Annotated in this window: 19 protein-coding genes and 1 tRNA gene; 6 read left to right on the forward strand and 14 right to left on the reverse strand. The window is 26.0% G+C overall.

The window, feature by feature from the left end; translation table 4 throughout:
- Nucleotides 1-11 precede the first annotated feature (11 nt).
- Nucleotides 12-1,166 carry a tRNA uracil 4-sulfurtransferase ThiI gene (gene thiI, locus HTZ87_RS01295; protein WP_174892762.1) on the forward strand — a complete coding sequence of 385 codons (1,155 nt, stop codon included), beginning with the start codon at nt 12-14 and terminating at the stop codon, nt 1,164-1,166.
- Nucleotides 1,167-1,222: 56 nt separating this feature from the next.
- Nucleotides 1,223-2,149 carry a site-specific integrase gene (locus HTZ87_RS01300; protein ID WP_174892763.1) on the forward strand — a complete coding sequence of 309 codons (927 nt, stop codon included), beginning with the start codon at nt 1,223-1,225 and terminating at the stop codon, nt 2,147-2,149.
- 34 nt (nt 2,150-2,183) lie between these two features.
- Here the strand turns inward: HTZ87_RS01300 and HTZ87_RS01305 are convergent, their stop codons facing one another.
- The 4 genes from HTZ87_RS01305 to HTZ87_RS01320 form a co-directional block, all read right to left on the reverse strand.
- Entirely contained in the window at nt 2,184-5,750 is a 3,567-nt protein-coding gene (locus tag HTZ87_RS01305) for a DEAD/DEAH box helicase family protein (RefSeq protein WP_174892764.1), read from the reverse strand.
- 12 nt (nt 5,751-5,762) lie between these two features.
- Nucleotides 5,763-7,106 carry a phosphatidylserine/phosphatidylglycerophosphate/cardiolipin synthase family protein gene (locus HTZ87_RS01310; protein WP_174892765.1) on the reverse strand — a complete coding sequence of 448 codons (1,344 nt, stop codon included), beginning with the start codon at nt 7,104-7,106 and terminating at the stop codon, nt 5,763-5,765.
- A 203-nt stretch (nt 7,107-7,309) separates the two neighbouring features.
- Entirely contained in the window at nt 7,310-7,549 is a 240-nt protein-coding gene (locus tag HTZ87_RS01315; RefSeq protein ID WP_174892766.1) for a DUF2188 domain-containing protein, read from the reverse strand.
- A 5-nt stretch (nt 7,550-7,554) separates the two neighbouring features.
- A complete protein-coding gene (locus HTZ87_RS01320; RefSeq protein WP_174892767.1) occupies nt 7,555-7,995 on the reverse strand; it encodes an RpiB/LacA/LacB family sugar-phosphate isomerase in 441 nt (146 codons plus the stop codon).
- 117 nt (nt 7,996-8,112) lie between these two features.
- On the opposite strand from HTZ87_RS01320, the gene HTZ87_RS01325 reads away from it, so the two are divergent.
- On the forward strand, nt 8,113-8,805 hold the full coding sequence (locus tag HTZ87_RS01325; protein ID WP_174892768.1) for a pseudouridine synthase: 693 nt from the start codon (nt 8,113-8,115) through the stop codon (nt 8,803-8,805).
- Nucleotides 8,806-8,860: 55 nt separating this feature from the next.
- The gene (locus HTZ87_RS01330; RefSeq protein ID WP_174892769.1) at nt 8,861-9,958 is read left to right on the forward strand and encodes a DUF3137 domain-containing protein; all 1,098 of its coding nucleotides are present in this window, start codon (nt 8,861-8,863) and stop codon (nt 9,956-9,958) included.
- Between the two features lie 138 nt (nt 9,959-10,096).
- Here the strand turns inward: HTZ87_RS01330 and HTZ87_RS01335 are convergent, their stop codons facing one another.
- Nucleotides 10,097-10,474 carry a hypothetical protein gene (locus tag HTZ87_RS01335; RefSeq protein WP_174892770.1) on the reverse strand — a complete coding sequence of 126 codons (378 nt, stop codon included), beginning with the start codon at nt 10,472-10,474 and terminating at the stop codon, nt 10,097-10,099.
- A 45-nt stretch (nt 10,475-10,519) separates the two neighbouring features.
- On the reverse strand, nt 10,520-11,656 hold the full coding sequence (gene metK / locus HTZ87_RS01340; protein WP_174892771.1) for a methionine adenosyltransferase: 1,137 nt from the start codon (nt 11,654-11,656) through the stop codon (nt 10,520-10,522).
- 221 nt (nt 11,657-11,877) lie between these two features.
- On the opposite strand from metK, the gene HTZ87_RS01345 reads away from it, so the two are divergent.
- Nucleotides 11,878-11,951, forward strand: a tRNA-Trp gene (locus HTZ87_RS01345).
- A gap of 77 nt (nt 11,952-12,028) precedes the next feature.
- Here the strand turns inward: HTZ87_RS01345 and rplT are convergent.
- The 8 genes from rplT to upp form a co-directional block, all read right to left on the reverse strand.
- Entirely contained in the window at nt 12,029-12,379 is a 351-nt protein-coding gene (gene rplT, locus HTZ87_RS01350) for a 50S ribosomal protein L20 (RefSeq protein ID WP_174892772.1), read from the reverse strand.
- A gap of 60 nt (nt 12,380-12,439) precedes the next feature.
- A complete protein-coding gene (gene rpmI / locus HTZ87_RS01355) occupies nt 12,440-12,628 on the reverse strand; it encodes a 50S ribosomal protein L35 (protein ID WP_174892773.1) in 189 nt (62 codons plus the stop codon).
- A gap of 1 nt (nt 12,629) precedes the next feature.
- Nucleotides 12,630-13,316 (reverse strand): translation initiation factor IF-3, encoded by a 687-nt coding sequence (infC, locus tag HTZ87_RS01360; protein WP_174892774.1) that lies wholly within the window; start codon nt 13,314-13,316, stop codon nt 12,630-12,632.
- 262 nt (nt 13,317-13,578) lie between these two features.
- Entirely contained in the window at nt 13,579-14,436 is an 858-nt protein-coding gene (gene whiA / locus HTZ87_RS01365; RefSeq protein WP_174892775.1) for a DNA-binding protein WhiA, read from the reverse strand.
- Nucleotides 14,437-14,558: 122 nt separating this feature from the next.
- On the reverse strand, nt 14,559-16,022 hold the full coding sequence (locus HTZ87_RS01370; RefSeq protein WP_217481418.1) for an APC family permease: 1,464 nt from the start codon (nt 16,020-16,022) through the stop codon (nt 14,559-14,561).
- A gap of 29 nt (nt 16,023-16,051) precedes the next feature.
- Nucleotides 16,052-18,691, reverse strand: a complete 2,640-nt coding sequence (gene lon, locus HTZ87_RS01375; RefSeq protein WP_174892777.1) for an endopeptidase La — start codon at nt 18,689-18,691, stop codon at nt 16,052-16,054.
- 12 nt (nt 18,692-18,703) lie between these two features.
- Nucleotides 18,704-21,031: a class I tRNA ligase family protein gene (locus tag HTZ87_RS01380; protein ID WP_174892778.1), complete on the reverse strand. Its 2,328-nt coding sequence runs from the start codon at nt 21,029-21,031 to the stop codon at nt 18,704-18,706.
- Between the two features lie 9 nt (nt 21,032-21,040).
- The gene (gene upp, locus HTZ87_RS01385; RefSeq protein WP_174892779.1) at nt 21,041-21,667 is read right to left on the reverse strand and encodes a uracil phosphoribosyltransferase; all 627 of its coding nucleotides are present in this window, start codon (nt 21,665-21,667) and stop codon (nt 21,041-21,043) included.
- Nucleotides 21,668-21,870: 203 nt separating this feature from the next.
- Here upp and HTZ87_RS01390 point away from each other — a divergent pair, with 203 nt between their 5' ends.
- Entirely contained in the window at nt 21,871-23,076 is a 1,206-nt protein-coding gene (locus tag HTZ87_RS01390) for an MFS transporter (protein WP_174892780.1), read from the forward strand.
- The last annotated feature ends 134 nt before the right edge of the window (nt 23,077-23,210 follow it).

The raw sequence follows: 23,210 nt of genomic DNA on the forward strand, positions 1-23,210 counted from the left end.
AAGGAGAAAAAATGTATAAAAAAATTTTAATTAGGTATGGAGAATTGGTTTTAAAGAAAAAAAATAGAAAAACTTTTATAAATCAATTATCAAATAATATCACACATATAGTAGGTCAAAAACCACAAGTTGAATTTGATAGAATGTATTTAGATTATAGTGAACTAGCTTTAGAGAGACTAAAATTTGTATTTGGGATTAGTTCTTACTCACCTGTTATAGTAACTGAAAATAATATAGAGAATTTCAAAGAAGACGTCATGAAACTAGTTAAAAACGATTCAAAAACATTCAAAATTGAATCAAGACGTAATTTTAAAGGTTTTGAATATAATTCAGGTAATATAAATAATATTTTAGGAACTCATGTTTTAAAAAATACAAACCTTAAAGTGGATGTTCATAATCCAGATCAAACATTTTATGTTGAAGTTAGAAAAGACCAAACTTATATATTTTCAAATTACATAAGTGGTTTAGGTGGTCTACCTGTAGGTGTTTCTGGAAAAGTTTTACACTTAATTTCAGGTGGTTTTGATTCTCCTGTTGCGGCTTTTGAATTAATGAAAAGAGGTCTAAAAGTTGATTTTTTAACATTCATGACTCCGCCACAAACTGATCAAAGAACAATTGATAAAATCAAAGGTTTAGTTACTACTTTATCGAATTACCAAGTAACTTCTAATTTATTAATTGCTGATTACTCTTATTTAATGAATTATATTTCTTTTGTTTCAAATGAATCTTATAAAATAACTTTAATGCGTCGTAGTTTTTATCGTATTGCTGAACAAATTGCTAGAAAACATAATATATTAGCCATTTCAAATGGTGATAACTTAGGGCAAGTTGCTTCACAAACTTTAGAGTCTATTTATACAATAGGAAGTGAAAGTTCTCTACCAATTTTAAGACCTTTATTAACTTTCGATAAAAATGAAATCATTAAAATTGCAAGACAAATTAATACCCATGATACTTCAATTATTAAAGCGAACGAAACATGCGAATTATTTGCTCCTAAAGAACCGGTTACAAAACCAAGAATTGAAGTAGCCAAAAAATTAGAAGAAGAATTAAATCAAATTCCTGAATTAGAATCTGATTTATTAAATTCTAAAATCGAACATATAAAAATATCTATAAGTCTAAATAAACCAAGATAATAACTTGGTTTATTTAATATTTTTCTACCTTAAAATAGTGGGTTTAAGGAGGAAAAATGAAAAATGATGATCTAACATTTTCTGAATATTTTAAAAATTGAATGACTATATATAAAAAAGGTTCAATAACTAATGTTAGTTATAGTAAATACGAATTAACATTAAGATGAGTTAATAAAATTTCACCTAATTTAAAAATGAAAGATTTAAATAGACTAGAATACCAAAAAATATTAAACGAGTATGCTTTATATCATGAAAAGCAAACCACCATGGATTTTCATCATCATCTAAAAGCTTGTTTATTAGATGCTTTTGATGAAGGTTATTTAAATGGTGACCCCACTCGTAAAGCGGTAATTAAAGGCGTTGTACAGCGTAAAAAGAAAGAAAAATATTTAAGTCAATTTGAGCTACAATTATTGCTCAAGAAACTTAAAACTAATGGGCCTGTTAATTATGATTGACTTATTTTATTAATAGCAAAAACAGGTATTAGGTTTTCTGAAGCATTAGCATTAACACCTGCTGATTTTGATCTTAATAAACAATTATTAATTATAAATAAGACTTGAAATTACAAGGAATCTACAGGTAGTTTTGCGCCTACTAAAAATAAAAGTTCAATTCGTAAAATACAATTGGACTGATTAACAACTTCACAATTTGCATTTATAATTAGAGATCTACCGGTTGATCAACCTATCTTTGTAAAGAAAAATAAAAAGATATTTAATTCGACAATTAATGATATTTTAGAAAGACGTTGTAAAAGCGCTAAGATTCCAATAATAACTATTCATGGACTTAGACATACACATGCTTCAATTTTGCTTTATGCAGGTGTTTCTATTGCATCAGTAGCAAAAAGATTAGGACATGCTAGTATGAATACTACAGAACGTGTATATTTACATATTATTAACGAATTAGAAAATAAAGATATCGATCTAGTGATGAGATCGATATCAAATCTAATTTAATTATACTAACCCACTAAAAAAAGTAACGACACCGTTACTTTTTAATATTTGATTCAACAAAGCTTCAAATACATTTCTTTGAGTTAGATCCAGAAATTTTACTTGGGTTATTAGCACTAACGTTTATATTAAAATTGCTTTGACAATATTGGTAATAATTTTCTAATATTTCATTATTTTTATTAGTATTTTCAATAATTTTTTTATGCATATTATCTCTAATAATTGACTTAGTATCTGGCGATTCTAAAAACTCACTTATAAAATGATCAATTTCTTGGTTAGTTAAACCTGTTGCATTAGAGAAAAATGTATATTTCTGTTCAATTTCTTTTTGAGTTCTTTCTTGAATCTTTTCAGAAATAAATTCTTCTAATTCTAATATGCTTGTAAATTTTAATTCACTAATTTTATCATTTAAAAATTCTTGATCAACATATGAAAATTTAGCTAGAGCATCATTAATTTGATCTCTACTTATTTCTAATTTTTGTTCATTTTCTATATTTTTTTCTAAATATTCATTATCGATTATTTCATCTGGTTTTTCAGATAAAAATGTTTCACAGTCTTTTAAAAACTCTTCATTAATTATGTTGTAAATATCATCTTTATCGTTATTTTCGCCATCTTTTGAATTAATAATATCACTAATTTCTTCTGCTCTATTTTTAATTTTTTCCACTATTCTTAAAATTTGAATAGTATCATCTAATTTAAAGGTGATTTTAATATCATCTATTATTTGGTTTTTTTCTTCTACTTCAAGATTACTGAATTGAATTCAAGTTTTTAATAATTCATTTGCATAATTTTTGAAATACTTAGCGTTTTTTATAATTTCAGTTTCTTTTTTTGTTTCTTTGTATTTTGTTAACTCATCATATAGTTTATCTGGTAATTTATTAAAATCATTTTTAAAACCAATTTTATTACTTATTTCATTAATAAAAGTTCAATGGTTATTAATTTTATTTTTGATTTTTTCAGGTTTTAATTCTGAAATTCAAACGTTATTTTCTTCGCTATTATTTTCGTTTCCATACTTTTTAAACGCTTTATTAAGAATATATTTCATAGTAGCGCCTTGACGGAAAAATCTAATCTTCCCGCTTTCTTTTGGTCAAGTTGTAGCTTTTTCTTCTTGCGTTTGTAATAAAATTCTATTTGTTCTTGAAATAGCTTGGATTAATAAATAATCTTGACTAATATGTTTATCAAAATATATTGTATCAATGTATTTTGAGTCGTATCCAGTTAATAACTGATCCACGACTATTAATATATCAAGTTTTTTATTATTAATATCATCCTTAGATGAAATTCTATAATTATTACCTTCTTGTTTTAATCTTTTTAATATGTCTTCTTTATATAAGTCATTAAGATGATCTATATCAAAATTAGTTTTAAAAGTATTATTATAGTTGTTTAACATCTTAGTATAAAATTCTTTCTTTTCTATTACTCCTTTTTCAGTGTTTGATTCACTAAAATCAAAAAGTAATGTGAAATTAACTTTGTGTTTATACTCTTTTAGTTTTTGTTCGAATATATTGAAATATTTAATAGCGTCATCTTTACTTTCAACTGCAAAAAGTGAGCTATATTTATGTAAACGTCCGCCACTTTTTTTATTTGATATTATCTTTTGAATTAGTTCTTCTACTATTCAACTTTTATAAGCGTTATTATCGTAAAAATTCATTTCTTTTAATTTTTTTTCGATTTTTATTGCTTCGTCAAAATTATTTTCGTCTACACCAATTAATAAATCATACTCACTATTTTCGCTATAATCTAGATTTTTAAGTTTGATATTATATTTATCTTCAATTGTTTTTTTGGTGATCTCTAATTCTTCAAAACTTAATTTACCTGATTCATCTTCTTTTACAAACTTTCTATAATCTTGGTATAAAGATAATAATTTATTTTTATCTTTATCACTTTTTTCAAGCTCTTCTATGTTGCTTGCACTACTAAATAACTTCACTAAATATTTTGGGTAATCAATGAAAATTTTAAATGGTAATACTTTTTTGTCTTTAATTCCATCTTTAATTGTATAACTGTGCATTAAATCACCAAAAATACTCTTTGTAGTCTCTTTTTCCAATCTTTCGTTTACATCATCATTCATTATAGGCGTTCCTGTGAAACCAATAAATTTAGAATGCGGAAACATTTCTTTGAAACTAGCAAATTGAGTACCTTCTGTAGAACGGTGCGCTTCATCAAAAATAAAGATAAAATCTTTACTTCTTCGTTTATTATTTTCTATTACATTCTCACTTAATGTGTCGTATATTTTTTTAATTTTTTGAATAGATGTTATTATTATTTTTTGATTGTTAGTGTTACTTGATATTTCACGTTTTAGATTATAGCTATTTTGAGTTTTGGTTATTTTGATATCTTCAGAATTATTTGAGAATCTATTATATTCATCTTCTGTTTGACTAGCTAAAGCTACTCTATCTATAACTATAAATATTTTTTTATTACTATATCTTTCTTTTAATAATTGTGCTAATTTAAAACTTGTTAGAGTTTTACCAGAACCTGTTGTATGTCAAACATATCCAACTTTACTTTCTTGATCATCATTTCTATATGATTGCTCTAATTTTTCAAGAATGTTGTGAATCGCATGATATTGATAGCTTCTAAGTAAAAATAATTTATCATTTTGTATGTTTTCAACAGTATATTTTGAAACCATATCATGGACTGTAGGGATATTAAAGAAATATTTTACCACTTCATTTCATTTATGAATAGGTTTATTCTTTTTGTCAGTAGGATTTCAACTTGTAAAGTATAATCAGTCTGTAATATTGCTAGGAATATTATTATAATCAGTTTGATTAGGTGTATAATACATATTTTTTTCTGTCATAGCAGAAAGTATTTGAACAAAATTAAGCATTGTTAATTGAGATTCTCTTGCATTATAATTAGAAATATATTGATTATAATTTTTGAGTTGTTGAATAGCTAAATGTGTATCGGTTCCTCTTAACTTTAGTTCGATTATCAAAACAGGAAGTCCGTTGATTAATAAAATAATATCTGGAATTATTCTTCCATCAATATCATTGAATCTAACTTGTCTTGCAATTTGGTAAACAGGATCTTTGGTATTTAAAAAATTACCAACGCTATCATTGTTTCCTAAAATATTTTGGTTACTTCCGCCGTTTTTAAAAAGTACTAACGAATATTCTTTATCTTCATTGTAATCATCTTTAAAATATGCTATTTTTGGGAGTGACCCGTATTTTAATACTTTATTTGTTAATTCTGTCAAATTAAACTTAGCACATTGTTTTAAAATCATATCAATATGTTTTACTTTTAACTTGTATCCATCAAGTATATTAGCGTTTATGTTATTTAAAATATTACATCAATTTTGTTTTAAATCTTGATGTGTCTTTCCATAAATAGTCTTTCCATATTGATTTTCAGAATTTTCATTTAAAAATTCTATTTTTTTGTCAACTCTGTAATTAGCTTCAAGGTGTTTTATTATCGCATCTTCTAACTCTTTTTCTGAGTTAAAATAAATGTCATTGTGATTATTTTTTTGATCCATTTTTATTTTCCTTTAAATTGTTGGTGAAGTTCAAATGTAAAAGAACCTTTCGAAAATAGTTCCTTTTTTCATAAGCTCAGGGTTTTTTCTAATATCAGTAGAATTATTGTTATATTGTTCGAATAAATGAATAACATTTTTAATAGCGGGACCAACAATAATATCCATTGTTTCATATTGTGAAAACATACTTCTTGCATCTAAGTTACTTGTTCCTACTCAAGCGATTTTATCGTCGATAATTCCTGATTTAGAGTGTAGAAAATGATTGTCGTATATTTGTACTTTCATACCTAATTGAACTAGTTGTTTAATTTGTCATAAGCCGACTTTATATACTAATTTTTTATCGGGTAAACCAGGGAAGAAAATTGTTACATCTACATTATTTTTAAGAGCTAAAATTATTTGTTTATACATTGCTTCTGTAATTGAGAAATATGGTGTTGCGATTTTAATTGATTTTTTAGCTTGGCTAAAAAGTTTTATTCAAACTCTTTCGGCGTTTGAATAATCTCAACTAGGTGAATCAAAAACTAAAATAGATTGATTTTCTCCTTTTTCATCTTCTTTAAATTTAGAAATATAATTATTAACATCTAATTTTTCTCTTGTTATAATTTCTCAAAATTTAATAAAGTGTACATTGTACGCGTTTACATATTCTCCGGTTATTTTGTAATTGATATCAATTCAATGACCATATTTTGGCGATAATGAAGCGTACTCGTCTGAAATATTATTTCCACCTGAAAATACTTTTTTAGAGTCAATTATTATAAATTTTTGGTGATTTCTGTAAAAGGCTTTATGTGTTATAAAAGGGTAATATATTTTAGCTATAAAATGAACTTTTACGCCTATTTTGTTAAGTTTTTTAAGTTCTTTTTTTAATCTTGGGAATGCACCAAAATCATCAATTAATCATTTGATTTCTAAACCTTCTTTGGCTTTTAATTTGATTAAATCAATAAATTCTTTTGATATCTCACTCTTTTTAATTATGTAAGTAATAATTAAAATACTTTTTTTAGCTTCTTTAATATTTTTTTCTAAAGAGTCATAAAATCTATAACCTTCTTCATAAAAATGATAGTTTGAATTTAAAATAGTTGTATCTGTAATGTTTTTTAGTTCATTTAATTCTACACTAGCACTACTTGTTTTTTCTATTTGATTAATTTTATTTAAATTATAATTATCTTCTCTCATAACTTTTAGTTCGTTTTTGTTGGGTTTAATTTTCCCAAGGGTAAAGAAGATTGCAACACTGAAAATTGGTAATATAGTCATTAAAAATAGTCATGATACCTTGATTTTTGGGTTTCTTTGTTGGAAAGCTATTGTAAGTACCATTATTACGTTTAACAAGTAGTTTGTTCAAATTAGTAAGTGTACATAATTCGAGTTAATATTGTAAATTAAAAAAGAAATACCGGCAAAAAAACCGATTATAAAAATGGATTGTGCAACTATAATAAGTAATCTATATAAATTCAACTTTCATATCATATTTATATTATATAAAAAAATAAACTATTGTTTAGTTTAACGCTAGTTTATTTTTTATATCCTTTACCATCACGAATTTTACCATTTTCACCATGAATGTAGTAAGTTCCGTTATATTTCTTAGCTAAATCTCTTGCGTAAGGAATAGCTTCTTTTTGTGTATCGAATGTTATAGTTGCTTTTTCTGCACCTTCTCTATACACTCTTCATTTACCTTTTTCTCTATCTAATGTAATGTGTCAAACAGGTTTTAATTCTTTTTTTGCTGTTGTTGTTTCTTTTGCCATTTTTATTATTTATCTAACTCCTCTATTCTTTCAATGTGTCTTCCACCTTCAAAATCTGTTTTTAAATATTCATCAACCATTTTAAAAGCGTCTTCGGGTTTAATTTGTCTACCACCAAAAACAAGAACGTTCGCATCGTTATGTTGTTTTGCTAAGTGAGCATCTTCTACAGAAGTAATTCTGGCAGCTCTAATGTGTTTATGTCTATTTAGAGCATATGAAATACCAAGACCAGTACCACATACTCCAATTCCAAAATCAGGTTTACGAGAATTTATATATTCCGCTAATTCGTTCCCTTGAGTTGCGTAGCTAATTTTATCAACTCCGTTACTTGGTCCTAAATCAACAGTATCATAACCTAAAGATCTAACGTAGTCTTTAAGTTGTTCTTTAAGGTCAAAACCTGCATGATCAGAAGCTAAGGCCACTACTTTTTTACTCATAATTGCTCCTTTATATTCTAATTTATAAGTTATCTTTTAAATTATACTAAATTAATAATCTAAATTATTAATAAAAATATTTAATTTTCAAAAATATTTAATTAAAATAAGTTAGAAATGAAAATGAGAATTGAGAAATTTTTAAGCCAAAATACAAGTTATACCAGAAGTGAAATAAAAAACCTTATTTCTAGTAAGAAAATAAAAGTAAATGACATAATAATAAAAAAATCAGTACAGATAAGCGCGACTGATATTGTTAAAATTAACGATGTTATTGTAGAATCAAAAGAAGAATTTATTTACTTATTATTAAATAAACCCGCCGGTTATGTATGTGCAAATACCGATTTGATACATAAAACGGTATTTGATTTAATTGATCAAAAATATTTAAATTATAAGGACATTCATACGGTTGGAAGACTTGATAAGGATACAGAAGGACTTTTATTGATTACTAATGACGGAGAACTAACACATAAGCTTTTAGCACCTAAAAAGCATGTTATAAAGACGTATTTTGTTAAAACTGACAAAGAAATCAAACCTGAGTTAATCAAAATCTTTGAACAAGGTTTTGATATTGGTGAGAAAAATAATACACTACCAGCTAAACTTGAAATCATTAATTCAAATGAGTGCTTTTTATCAATTAATGAAGGTAAATTTCACCAAGTTAAAAGGATGTTTTTAAAGTTCGGTTTAACGGTAATTTACCTAAAACGTATTAGTTTTGGTAAATTAGAGCTACCTAAAGATTTAAAATTAGGTCAATATATTAAAATTACTAAAGAACAAATACTTTAATTTATATGAAAGATAATTTAATACTTTATAATTTATATATGAAAAAGGGAGGGTTATGAAAATAGTCGAAGATTACATGAATTTTGATTCGTATAAATCAATAACAGATCAGTCAGTTTATCCTATTTTTAAAAATGCTGTTGATGAAGCATTTAATGATGTGGATTCGATTAATAAAATGAAAAAATACAAAAAAATAGCAATTATTTTATTAATTATATCTATAGCTACATTTTTATTAGGTATTATATTATTATTTGCAACTGCTTCTACAGGAAGTAGTTCAAATGTTATTGTATTTATAATATTCTCTGTAATTGCACTTATTTTAGGTGGTGTTACTATATTTTTCTATATAAAATTTAGAAAAATATTAAATGCTATAATGTCTAAAATTAGAAATGCAATTAATGTTGAGAAAATTTATAATGAATCATTTAAAAAAGTTAATAATGGAATTGATTATCTGTCTGTCAAGGAAAATATTGAAAGTCTTTTAAAAAGTAACAGATTTACTGCAAAAGATATTGTAGAAAATTCATTAACAATGAAGGAAGTTAGGTCATATAATTTTGGTGTTCCATCAGATGCTCAATTAATTAAAAAATCAAATAAAAAATATTTATTAATTGATGATAGATATCCTGCATCATTTATGAATGTTGTATATTTAGAAATAGTTAGAAATTCAAAAGGCGAAGTTACTTCAAAAAGATATTACAATAGAGGTGTTTTAAAAATTGATACAAGAAGTCTAGGTCATAAAGGTTTTGCATTCACTTTATTTAAACGTGGTTTTTTCAGTAATAAACCACTTAAATTAGAGAATCCACAATTCAATAAAATAGTTAAATTATACTCAGAAGATGAACTTAAAGCAAGACAAATGTACACTCCTCTTTCAATGGAATTATCTGTTAAAAGAGCTAAAGATACAAATGGATCAGTTGTTAATTCTATGTATGTAACATCAACCGGAGATTCAATTTATTTTGAATATTCAGTTCCAATGTCATTTATGGAATTAGATATTGCTAGTTCAACTAAAAAAGAAAAGATTTTAGATTCTATGTATAAAGATTTTCTATATGATACATATACTCTATACTGAATTTTATCAATAATTTATATACCAATTTATTTAGATAAATAATCTGTGAAAATCCAAAATTTAATTTTGGATTTTTTGTATAAAAAAACCTTCTTAAGAAGGCTTATTTGACACAAGGAAATTAAGTTATTTCTCTCGATGTCGGCTCGAGTATTATTATACTACATTTATTTATTATTTCTAGAATTCTTTAAGAAAATCTTTGTAATTTGTTAAAACGTCTAATAGATCATAAATATGAGCTTCTTCTGTTTGAACAACTGGATAAACTTGTTCGCTTGTATCTTGTAATATTATTTTTTCTTCAATTTGTTCTGTTTGAGATAATTCGTTATCTTCTACAACACTCTCTACTACAGTTTCTTGATATCCAACTCTAGTTTGTTCAACTACTTGTTGTTTTTTATCTTCTAATAATTGATTAGCAATTTCGTTTGCTATACCATTATCTTCACAACGTGTTCCCCCTACTGGTTGGTAAACTTTTTCTTCACGAGTTTCCATTGTGTTGTGAGCATTTGCTTCACGACATGCTCTTTTGTTGCATTCTCTATTCATGATTTCTCCTTTAAATGTTTTAATATATTAACAATTTTACACTTTTTATTGGTATTTTTTTGCTAATTTTAAAATTTGATTTACTTTATCTGTTTTTTCTCAAGGTAAATCTAAATCATCTCTACCAAAATGTCCAAAATAAGATGTTTTAGCATAAATTGGATGTCTTAAGTTTAGTGAATCGATAATACCTTTAGGGCTTAAATCAAATACTTCCATAATGATTTTTTCAATTAGTTCTTTATTTATTGTTTCAGTTCCGAATGTTTCTACCATAACTGAGACAGGCTGTGAAACACCGATTGAATAAGCTATTTGTAATTCTATTCTCTTAGCTAGTTTTGCTGCAACTACGTTTTTTGCGATTCAACGTGCTGCGTATGCTGCACTACGATCTACTTTAGTTGCGTCTTTACCACTAAAAGCTCCACCACCGTGTCTTGAAGCTCCACCGTAAGTATCAACAATAATTTTTCTTCCTGTTGATCCAGTATCTCCGATAGGACCACCAATAACGAATTTACCTGTAGGATTAATTAATATTTTTTCTGGTAATTCTAAGTTATATTCTTCTAAAACGGGTTTAATGATGTGGTTTTTAATAAAGTTTTTAAATTCAGTTTCAACATAGTTTGCTGAGTGTTGAATACTAATTAAAACAGTATCAACTGTTGTATTGTTAGGATCTGTGTAATCAAGAGTAACTTGAGATTTCATGTCAGCTCTAGCTCATTTGAAATCACCGCTAACTCTTAACTCTTCAGCTTTTTTAACTAATTTATGTGCAAGTGTAATTGCTAGTGGCATAAATTCTTTAGTTTCGTCTGTTGCATAACCAAACATGATACCTTGATCACCTGCTCCGATTTCATGTTCTGAAAGTTCAACACCTTGTGAGATGTCTGGACTTTGTTTTTTGATATCTGTTATAAAGCTTGTTTCGCTTGTATAATAGTCAAATGTTTTTAAAATGTTTTTTGCTATTTCGATAACATCAACTTCAGCTTGTGAATTAACTTCACCAGCAATAAAGATATTATGTCCACTTGCCATTGTTTCAATAGCAACTTTAGCTTTTGGATCACGCATTAAATAAGCGTCTAAAATTGAATCTGATATTTGGTCGCAAACTTTATCAGGATGTCCACGTCCAACAGATTCACTTGTAAATAGTTTTCTCATTTTTGTACTTCCTTTTTTATTATTTAGAAGCATTAGGAATTGTCGCATGTTAAGTTAATCTATAAATTAACTTCTGACTGACCACCTTGCTATAATTGCAGGTTGGTAATGGTTTATTATCACAGTCTGAACCATTCTCTATATGCTTGTTTTTAAGTTGTTATATTATAACATATTTAGATTTAAACCAAATTTTTAATGTTATAATTATATCAATACACGGGGGTTTAGTATAATGGCAGTGCTATGGTCTCCAAAACCACAAGTAAGGGTTCGATTCCTTTAACCCCTGCCAATTAAGATATTATCAAACTAAATAAGTTTGATTTTTTTATATAAAAAAATCAAGTGTGAACTTGATTTTTACATTATTTAAGCTTCTTTAGCGATCTTTACTAACATTGAAAATGTTTTTGGTTCGTTAATAGCTAATTCTGAAAGCATTTTACGGTTAATTGTAACGTTTGCTCTTTTTAAACCATTAATAAATCTTGAGTAACTCATACCTTCTGCTCTAGTTGCAGCATTGATACGTGCAATTCATAATTTACGGAAGTTTCTTTTAACTTGTTTACGATCTCTAAATGCGTATGTTCATGATTTAACAACTGCTTGTTTTGCAACTTTGTAACCGATTGATTTGTGTCCAAAGTAACCTTTAGCTAATTTTAATCATTTTTTACGTCTTGCTCTTGTAACTGTACCACCTTTAACTCTTGCCATAATATATTTCCTTTCTAATTTATATAACTAAATAAATTTTTACAAAATAAATTAACAAGATTAAAACATTGCTTTAAATCTTTTTAAGTCACTTTTTGACATAAGTGTAGCTTTACGAGATTGACGCTTTTGTTTTGTGGTTTTATTTTGTGCTAAGTGTGAACGGTATGCTTGTTCTCTAAGAACTTTACCTGTTCCTGTAACTTTAATACGCTTTTTTAAAGCGCTTTTAGTTTTCATTTTTGGCATTTTATTCTCCTTCTTTAGAATCGCTATTTGATGAATTTTCATCAGAAGTTTGATTCTTTTCTTTTAAATATTTAGCGATTTTAGTTTTATTTGGTTGGAGATTCATATCTAAAAATCTTTCATTCACTAATTTAGGTTCAGTAGTTTTATCTGCTATAACCTCAACTTTTGAATAAAATCTATCTAAAACATTTATACCAAGATCTTTACGACCTAATTCACGACCTCTTAATTTAACAGAAACTTTAATTCTATCACCTTTAAGTAAAAATTCAGTTGCCTTTTTACTTTTGGTTAATAAGTCGTTTTCACCAATCATAGGTGTTAAACGAATTTCACGGTTTTGTATATTTGTTTGTTTTTCTTTTAACTCTTTTTGTTTTTTCTTACGGTCATATTTAAATTTACCGTAGTCTAAAATACGAGCAATTGGTTTAGGTTCAACGCTAATTAAAACTAAATCCATTTTCTGGCTTTTAGCTCTTTCAATAGCTTCTGAAGTTGACATAACTCCTACTTTGCTACCCTCACTATCAATTAAGAAAACTCTAGAATATGGAATATCTCTGTTTACATAGTGGCTTGATTTTGGTTTTTTTCTTCTGTCTTGAATAATAATAATTCTCCTTAAAATAATAAGTAAAAAAGTTTCATTCGCTCTCGCCAAAAATGTATCAAATAGATACATTTAATTGTAGCAAAACCCAAGGATATAGTCCATCAGGTGAGAAGTGATTCTACTTTCTGCAATTAAATTTTTATATTGCTAAATTATTTTATCATATTTTTAATAAAAATAAAGTTCTAAATATTTTAATCTTTAATACTAAAATGCTTTAATGCTAGTTTAATTCGTCTTAATTTTAAAAAAATAAAAATAAATTAAATTATTAATTCAATCTATTTTTACTGTTTTTTTATTTTTTAATTTAAACTTAATTTTTATAAAATTATTTATTTTTATGTTCTAAAACAACATTATTTAATTTTCTTAATCAATGGTTTAAACCGCTTTTTGTAATGATAATATTATGTTCTTGTTCAAGTTTTTTAACCATTTCATTCATTGATATTCATGAATTTTCAAGTTTAATTCTAAAGAAAACTAATTGATCCTCAGAAAACATATCTAATAAATTATTTTCAAATACATAATTAATATTTTCGATATGTTTTATAGAACTATCTGCAATTTTTTGTAGATTTGAAATATCGATATTATTTATCCTATTAGAAACATTTTCGATATCTCTACTAATTTTCAAGTTTTGTAATTCAAATCAAGATTTTTTAGCACCTATAGCTGATAAAAAATCTAGTAATTCATCTATTTTTTTAGTATATGCTAAATATCTATTTCTACGTTTTAGCATTTGAAAATTAAACTCATATTTATTTAATTTATTTATTATTTTTTCTGTGTTTTCTTGTGAATGACTTGAGATTTCTAAATGATATGATGTTGAATTTTTATCTGAAATACTTCCACCGCCACAAAAAACACCGGCAAAGAAACTTGTTAGTCTTTCTTCTCATTTTTTATCAACTATTTTATTATATTCTGAACTCGATATGTATATTTTGTTTTTGAGTACTTTAGATATTTCTACCTTAAGTTTAGTTAATTTAGATACAATTTTATTTAAAATATAATTATTTTTAATTGTAATAACGTAATAATCATCTTTTAAAATTGCGTTAGAAAAATATAAACCATATAAAAATGATTGTATTTCCTTTGTTTTAGTAATGTTATTTATAATTTCTTTTTTTATAATTCAAGAAAATGAGCTTTTATATTTTTCCATTGTGTTTTTATTTTATATCATTTCATATTTTTTAAAAGTAAAAAGAATGTTGATGTGCAAATTAATGTGTAGTAGATTAAAAAATAACGTGCAATCAATTAAATTATTAAAAAATCAAGCTTTTAATTAGCTTGATTCTCTATCTTATTATTAAGTTTTTTTGAGTTTCTTTTACTGTAAAATTTTCAAGCTCATTTTAATATAAAACCTATTAAAATGAATGAAAAGTAAATAACAAAAACAAATGTGTTTTCACTTTTTCAAGGATCATTTATTGTAAATGGGAAAATTATAATTGTTGTAATAGTAAAAATTCACACTACATTTATGATATAAATGATTTTTTCTCAAAGTGGTATCTTAGGTATTATTTTCTTTCTTTCTAACATGAAAGCAACTATGTAAGTTAACATATCTTCGATTAATAAACCAATACTATTAACAATAATTACAGCATTAAAATAAGGGTTTTCAGAATTATCTCCGGTTAATAAAATCGGAACTAATCATAAGATAATCATTGATATAAAAGTAAATACACCGGTAAAAATTATTGCATTGTGATATTCACCTTTTTTGTTTTGGATAGCAAAAAATGGACTAATGTGATGATCTTGAGATAACGGTAATAATTTTCTAGCAGTTGAAACGGTTTGTGAAATTTTATACCCAATATCATTTGATATAAAACCTATTATAAATATAATAACCCCAAAAACTCCTAAACCTCTTGTGTAACTTGTATAAAATTGTGAAAAGTTTTTGTATGAGCTTAAGTCTTTTATTCCGAGTATGAATGTATAAAAGAGTAAATAAATGATTAATACTATTGAAATAGATCAAAATAGTACTTTTCTAAAACTTTTGAATTTGACATCTTTGGTCATTGAAGCCATGTCTTCAATTCCTGCAAACGAAAATATAAATAGTATTATGTTTGTAAACATTAATTTAGGTGTTAAATTAGTATTAATAGTATTATTTATATTTTCTTTATAACCTTCAAAAGGTGTAGGACTAAAAATATTATCCGCAAATGCTAAATAAACTAAAATTCCAAGTCCTATTGCTAAGAAAATCCATTTAACGATTCCTGAAAAGAATACAATTTTTCTATTTAGTTTTAATCCGAATGTAGAAATAACAATTAATAATGCAAAGAATACAAAAGATACGACTCTAATTGTTCAAACTATAGTTGAATAATTAGGGTTTTCTTTAGATATTATCAGTTCAATTATTGTTGATAAAAATAATGGTGAAACCGATGACAAAATAGGAGATTGAATAAATTGATTTCAACCTATAAAGAAGTTAAAATGATTTAATAATTTCTGTTTTTTAACATTTTCTTTTTGAATGTTGTGTTCTTTATTGTAAATTTTTTCTTCTAATTGTCTACTAAAAGCATAAGAACCACCATAGTGTTCTTTGAACGAATTTGCTAAACGTGAGAAAACTAAAGAAGTACCAAAAATAGTTAATACAGACACTAAAATAATTATGTATCCGTAAAATCCTATGTTTCAAACGTTGGCAATTGTTGTTAAGAAACCTAAACCAATAATGAAATTAATCGTAAATAAAGTAAATGATCTTTCACCAAAGTGTTTTTTTACTCATTATCTACTGTTTTTATTTCTTTTTTAGGTTTTTTGTTATTAAATATTACGTCAAATATTTCATCGTAATATTTAACTGGTATGTATGTTATTTTTTTCTTTATTTCTTCAGGTATTTCAACTAAACTTGATTCATTACCGAATGGAATAAACACATATTTTAATTTCTTTTGTGTAGCCGCAAATGATTTTTCTTTTAATCCACCGATATTTAAAACTCTACCTCTAAGTGTTATTTCACCAGTCATACCATAGTAGTGTGGAACAACTTTTCCGCTAAGAGCAGAAATTAAGGCTGTGGTGAATGTAACTCCGGCACTTGGACCATCTTTAGGTGTAGCTCCTTCAGGTACGTGGATGTGAATTGTATTTTTATCAAAATCAAATTCTTTAATTCCGAATTTTTCAGCGTTGGCTTTAACATAAGATAAAGCTATTTTAGCTGATTCTTGCATTACATCTTTAAGTGAACCAGTTAATTTTATTTCACCTTTTCCAGGATATGTATTAACTTCTATTTGTAGAGATGTTCCGCCTAATGTTGTGTAAGCTAAACCATTAACCACACCAGGAACTTGATAGTTGTCAATTTCATCATCTTTATAGTATTCAGGACCTAATAAGTCTTTTAACATAGGAATTTCAACTTTATATTTGTTGGTATTTTTTTCACCTTCATCAAGGCTTTTTAATGTAAACTTACGTGCAATTTTGTCTAGAACACGTTTTAGTCCACGAACACCAGCTTCAATTGTGTAGTTTGAAATTATATATTCTAATGTTTTATCACTTATGCTTAAGAAGCCTTTCTTTTCACCAACTTGTTCAATAACCTTTGGTAATAAGTGTTTTTTAGCAATGTTTAACTTTTCAGAAAGTGTATATGCAGATAATTCGATAACTTCAATTCTATCTCTTAATGCGTGTGGAATTGCATCATAATAGTTTGCTGTAGCTATAAAAACAACTTTAGAAAGATCGTATTCATTTTCTAAATAGTGATCTTGGAATTTACTATTTTGTTCTGGGTCAAGCACTTCAAGCATAGCAGAAGCAGGATCACCTTTATTTGTTGAAGCCATTTTATCAATCTCATCTAAAAGAACAACAGGGTTAGAAACTCCAGCTTGTTTAATTCCTTTAATAATTTTTCCAGGCATAGCACCAACGTATGTTCTACGGTGACCTCTAATTTCAGATTCATCACTAACACCACCTAAAGAAATTTTTACAAATTTTCTTTGTAATGATTCTGCAATAGCTTTAGAAAGAGATGTTTTACCTGTACCAGGAGGGCCTACTAAACAAATTATTGGTACATTATTAAATGTTTTTTGGGTTTCGTTTTCATCTTCTTTGAAAAGATTTAAATCTATTTCGTTGTTTTTGTCATATTCAATTTTTTGAGTTGCATCAACTTGATTTTGTTTAATTTTGATTATAACAGCGATATATTCTAGAATTCTTTCTTTTACTTTATCGATTCCGTAGTGATATTTATCTAATGTTTTTTTAACGTGATTAATATCTAAAGTTTCTTTTTGAGTAAGTCTTCATGGAAGTTTTTTAAGTAAACTTATATATGTTTTAGAAATATTTGCTTCAGGTGAAGTAGGCATCATATCTGATACTCTTTTAGTTTCTTCTTTAATTAATTCACGGATTGAAGAAGGGAATCTTAGATTTTTGTTTTTGTCTTTTAATATTTTTAAATATTCATCTTCATCGACTGGAGCTTTCATTTCTTCAAGTTCATCTTGAATTGATTTTAATTTTTCTCTTAAAATAAATTCTTTTTGTTGGTTAGAAAGTCTGCTGTTCATTTTGTCAGCAATAACCTTTTCAGTCATAAAATTTTCGGCAATAATTTCAGTAATTCTTACTATTATTGCATCTACATTGTTTAAATTATATTCTAAGAATAAGTCCATTTTCTCTCTAATTTCAGTATTTAGAATAGAAATAAAAGAGTTTAAAAGTGTTAAACAATCATCATAATTTGTAGGTTTCTCATCGATTCCTCAATTAGACATGAATTGTAAAAATTCTTCATATGTTCATCTTTTATCTGTTGTTTTTCTTATTCCGAATCAAATTTTTGTAACTTGTTTTTCTTTAATTATTGTGTGGAATTTCTGGATTGTTTCAACAAGCTCTGCATCACCCATGGCAACATCTGTAAATTCTTTTATAGCATCATCATTCTTTTCTAAGTAAATTATTTGACCTGTCGATACTGGTTGGTAGTTTTTAAAGTGTAAATCAGCAACATCAGTTTTTGTTGGTTCATATTGAATAAAAGTTTCTTCTTTAACGTTTAATTTTTTATCCATTAACACGAAACCGTAGTTATCAAATTCTATAAAAGCAATAACTTTAAAAATGAATCTATATGAATTTGCACCTTCCATTTTTTCGAGTTCTAATATTTCCACTAAAACTCCACGGTGTAATAGATCACCTTCATAATCTTTAAATGAAAGTGCTATTGGTTTATTTTGTTGATAGTATTGGAAGATTAATTCTTCACTTGAGATGTTTTCATCTTCAATAACTACTTCATGAATAGCATTAGGATAAGTAAACAATTGATCGTCTACTATTATTGCTGTGAAATAATTTTGTTTTTTCATTACTCTCCTTAATTATTTAATGACAAAGTTAACAATTTTGTTAGGAACAAAAATTGTTTTTACTATTGTTTTATTTTCTAGTCATTTTGAAGCCTCTGTTTTGGCTAATTCTATTATTTGTTCTTTATTCATATCTTTTGATACTTTAATTTCAGATCTTGCTTTTCCGTTAATTGTTATTCCGTAATTGATTTCACTTGTAGTAAGTGCGTTTTTATCAATATCAAAATCTTTTAGGTTTTTCAAGTTGAAAAATTTTTCTGAAAGTTCTCATGATAAGTGAGGAACAAATGGTTCTAATATGTTTAAAATCACATAGAACATTTCTGTTATTAATTCAGGGTTGTTTACATTATCATAAGCATTTAATGTTTCCATAGCTCATGAGATAAGAGTATTAAATCCGTAGTCTTTATCTCTGTTTTCAAAAGTTTCTACTGATTTATTCATACCTGTATAAAGTTTAAATCTAGCATTTTTTTCTGCATCATTTAACTTACTTGCATCAATATTTTTATAGTTAAAATTATCGTTTGGATTTATTTCGTTTGAACGATCAATTAATCTATTTAAGAATTTGTAGCAACCATTAATTCCGGCGTCGCTTCATTCTAATTCTTTTGTTGGAGGTGCTGCAAAGAAAATGAATAATCTACTTGCGTCAGCACCGTATTTTTGAATAATATCTTTAGGTTCAATAACATTACCTTTAGATTTAGACATTTTAGATCCGTCTTTTAAAACCATACCTTGTGTTAGTAGTTTTTTGAAAGGTTCTCTAAAGCTAATAAAGTTCAAATCTGCAAGTGCTTTTGTAAAAAATCTAGCATAAAGTAAGTGTAAAATGGCGTGCTCAATACCACCGATATATTCATCTACTTGGTTTCAATATTCAACATTTTCCTTAATGAAAATATTATTTAATCTTAAATGTTTTGGTGTTGTATATCTTAAGAAATATCAGCTTGATTCAAAGAATGTGTCTAAAGTATCACTTTCTCTTGTTGCGTTTGACCCACAAACGTGACATTTTGTTTTTAATCATTCTTCATTAGTTAAAAGCGGGTTACCATTTCCTGTGAATTCAACTTTTTCAGGTAATAAAACAGGAAGTTCGTCTTGGTGCACTGGTATAGTTCCACATTTTTCACAATGAATTAATGGTATTGGTGTACCTCAATATCTTTGTCTTGAAATTCCTCAGTCTCTCAAGTTGTATTTTGTTTCTTTTGCAACATTTTCGAAATCAAAGTTTTCGTTTTTAATTGGTTGAACAACTTCTAAATTGTTTATTTCGATAAAGTTTTTATGATTTTCGCTTAAATCAGAAACAAACCTAATTTCGTTGTTTGGATCATAACTAGCAAAATCAGTTATGTAAACATTTAATAATTGATTATTAATTGGATTGATTATTTTGAACGGAGTATTTAGATAGATTTTATTTTTAAAGTTTTTAACTGCGAAGTTTTGGTCAATTTGATTGATTAGTTCTATTTCTTGCTCTGTATAATGGTTGTTTTTAATTAATTCTTTAATTAATGGGTGTTTATTACTAATTGCAACAAAATTTGCGTTTGTTGCTACATTTAAATCTTTTTCTAAAATGGTAATATTCTGTTCTTGGTTATCAAAAATTAATTTAGTATCAAATTTATAAAATTCGTTTTTACCAATTCAATTACGTTGCATTGAAATAACTTTATTTGGTCAATTTTGATCTAACTTATCTAAGTCAGCTAGAAGTTCTTCTGCGTATTTTGTTATTTTTAAGTAGTAAGTGTCCATTTCTTTTTTTGTAACAGGATTGTCACAACGTCAACATTTACCATCAATTACTTGCTCATTTGCTAAAACAGTATTATCGTTTTCACATCAATTTAATTCGCTTTTTTGTTTATAAATTAAATTATTTTTTCAAAATTCAATAAAAATATATTGCTCTCATTTTGTATAATCTGGATCACTAGTAATTACTTTTTGATCTCACGAAAAAGAAAGACCTAATTTTTTAAATTCGGCATCCATTGAATCAATATTTTCATATGTTCATTTTTTAGGGTGGATATTATTTTTTATTGCTGCATTTTCTGCTGGCAATCCAAAAGCATCTCAACCAAAAGGATTAAAAACATTATAATTACGTCTTTTGAAATATCTAGCAATTGCATCACTTAGTGCGTAATTCCTTGTGTGCCCCATGTGGATTTTACCACTTGGGTAAGGGAACATACTTACTATATATTTTTTTGGTAATGTAAAATCATTAGAAGGTTCAAAGTATTTTTCTTCTTCTCATTTTTTTTGTCATTTATTTTCAATTTCTTTAAAAAAGTCCATTTTTTCTCCTTATTTAGTTCCGAAAATACGATCACCTGCATCTCCAAGACCAGGTTCAATATATCCGTTTGAGTTTAATTTTGAATCTAATGATGATAAGTAAATATCAAAATCATTTCCGAAGTTATTTAATACATTATCAACTCCGTTTTGTGCACCTACTAAACAAACTAATTTAATATTAGTAAACCCATCTTGTTTAATTCTTTTAATTGCATCTACAGCTGAGTTACCTGTAGCTAACATTGGGTCAACAACAATTATTAAACTATCTTTTGAAACATTAGGCATCTTGTAGTAGTATTCATGTGGTGTTAAATTTTCTTCATCACGATACATTCCGATATGTCCAACACGTGCGTCAGGTATTAAGTTCAATAATCCTTCTGTCATACCTAAACCGGCTCTTAAAATTGGTACTAAAGCAATTTCTTTATCAAAAGTAACTCCAGTAAATTCTTTATTAAGTGGAGTTATTACGTTGTAAGGTTTAGTTTCGTAATCTCTCATTATTTCATAAACCATTAAAGATGCAATTTCGTTTAAATTGCTCCTAAATTCACGATGATTTGTGTTTTTGTCTCTTAATTTTGTCATTTTTATTTTAATAAGTGGGTGTTCTAATATTTTTAACATTTGCTTCCTTTTTGCGTTATTTTTTACTAATTTATAAATTTTATTATATTATACTTTTTTTTATTTATTTCGGTTTTATTTTTTTAATATATAATTTAATTCAAAACTTAATTTAATGAAAAAATTATTTTCAACTTACCAAGTTTATAATTTAAGTTTAATTATTATTAAGTTTTTTATAAATAAAATTTAGAAAGGATGATATGTTTAAGAATAACTATAAATTTAATTTAACAAAATTTATAACTAGTGTATTAATTCCATGAATCCCTTCTGAATCGCTAAAAATGGGTAGTGCAATGCAAATTTACAATACTACACATTCATATTGACTTGTAACTACTCTTTTTATGCTTATGAATATCCCTATTTTAATTGTTCAAATTTTTAGTAAACAATTAATGAAATTGTTCAACTTTAAAAAAGGACTTTTAATTGTTGATTTTTTTAGTGCTGTTTTATTAATTGCTCCAATTATTATATGAAAATTATTTCCAATTAGTACTAACACGGGACTTATTGTAACTATTTTGATGATTTTAAATATGTTACAATCTTTCACCTATTCGATAAAAACTTTGTATATTAGGCAAATGACACATTTTATTTCAAACAATAAAGCTCAATTAGATATTGCTAATGTTGTTTTTAATGTTGGTGTTGCTTTATCTTTAATAATTTCTCCAATTTTTTCTGTACAAGTATTTAATAAAATAACTTTTGACATTTTTATGACGATTAATTTAATTTTTTATTTAGTTTCCATAGTTTTATTCAGAACTATTAAACTAAATGAAAATGCTTTTGTTGCAGAAACAAAACAAGAAAAAATAGTTTTAGGTCAAAGTACAAATGTTGTTTACGTGGTAACTATTTCTTCAATTGCAGGATTATTTTTATTCACAAGGCAGTCTGGTGTAATTGGTTTTTTTAATAACTATAATTATGATTTTCATTTTTGAAGTTATTATTTAGCTATAACAATGGGAATTTTAGGGCTTGTAGGTATAATTGTAGCCTTCCTAATTAAAAAGACAAGATGAAAAATCAATAACACAATTTTATTGTTTATATTTTTTATTTTAAATCTTAGTTGACTATTCATTAGTCAAATAAAAAATGTTAGTTTAAGTATTGCTTGATTTTTTGTAATTAACGCAATTCAACAATTTATCATTAATTTTATAAATAATAATTTAGGTTTTAGAACTCAAAATATAACTTTTGCTAAAAGAACAATTAAAGTTGAAAAAATAGTAACCTTAATTCAGGTTACAACTTCTATTATATTTACATTTTTATTAACCTATGTTTTAGTAGTAAGTTCATATTACCATTCATACATTTTATATACAATCATACTACTAACAATGATTTTACTTGTATATTCATACAGACCAAAAGTGTAAAAAAATTAAAAAAACATCTATTTAGACATTTAATCATATTAGGTTAAGTGTTTTTTGTGATTCAATTGAATTATTTTATATTTTTAATGAATATAACTAAAAAAATATTATAATATATTTGAAATTATTTATCT

The sequence above is a fragment of the Mycoplasma sp. OR1901 genome (assembly GCF_013348745.1).
In the GTDB taxonomy this organism is placed as follows: domain Bacteria; phylum Bacillota_I; class Bacilli_A; order Mycoplasmatales; family Metamycoplasmataceae; genus Mycoplasmopsis.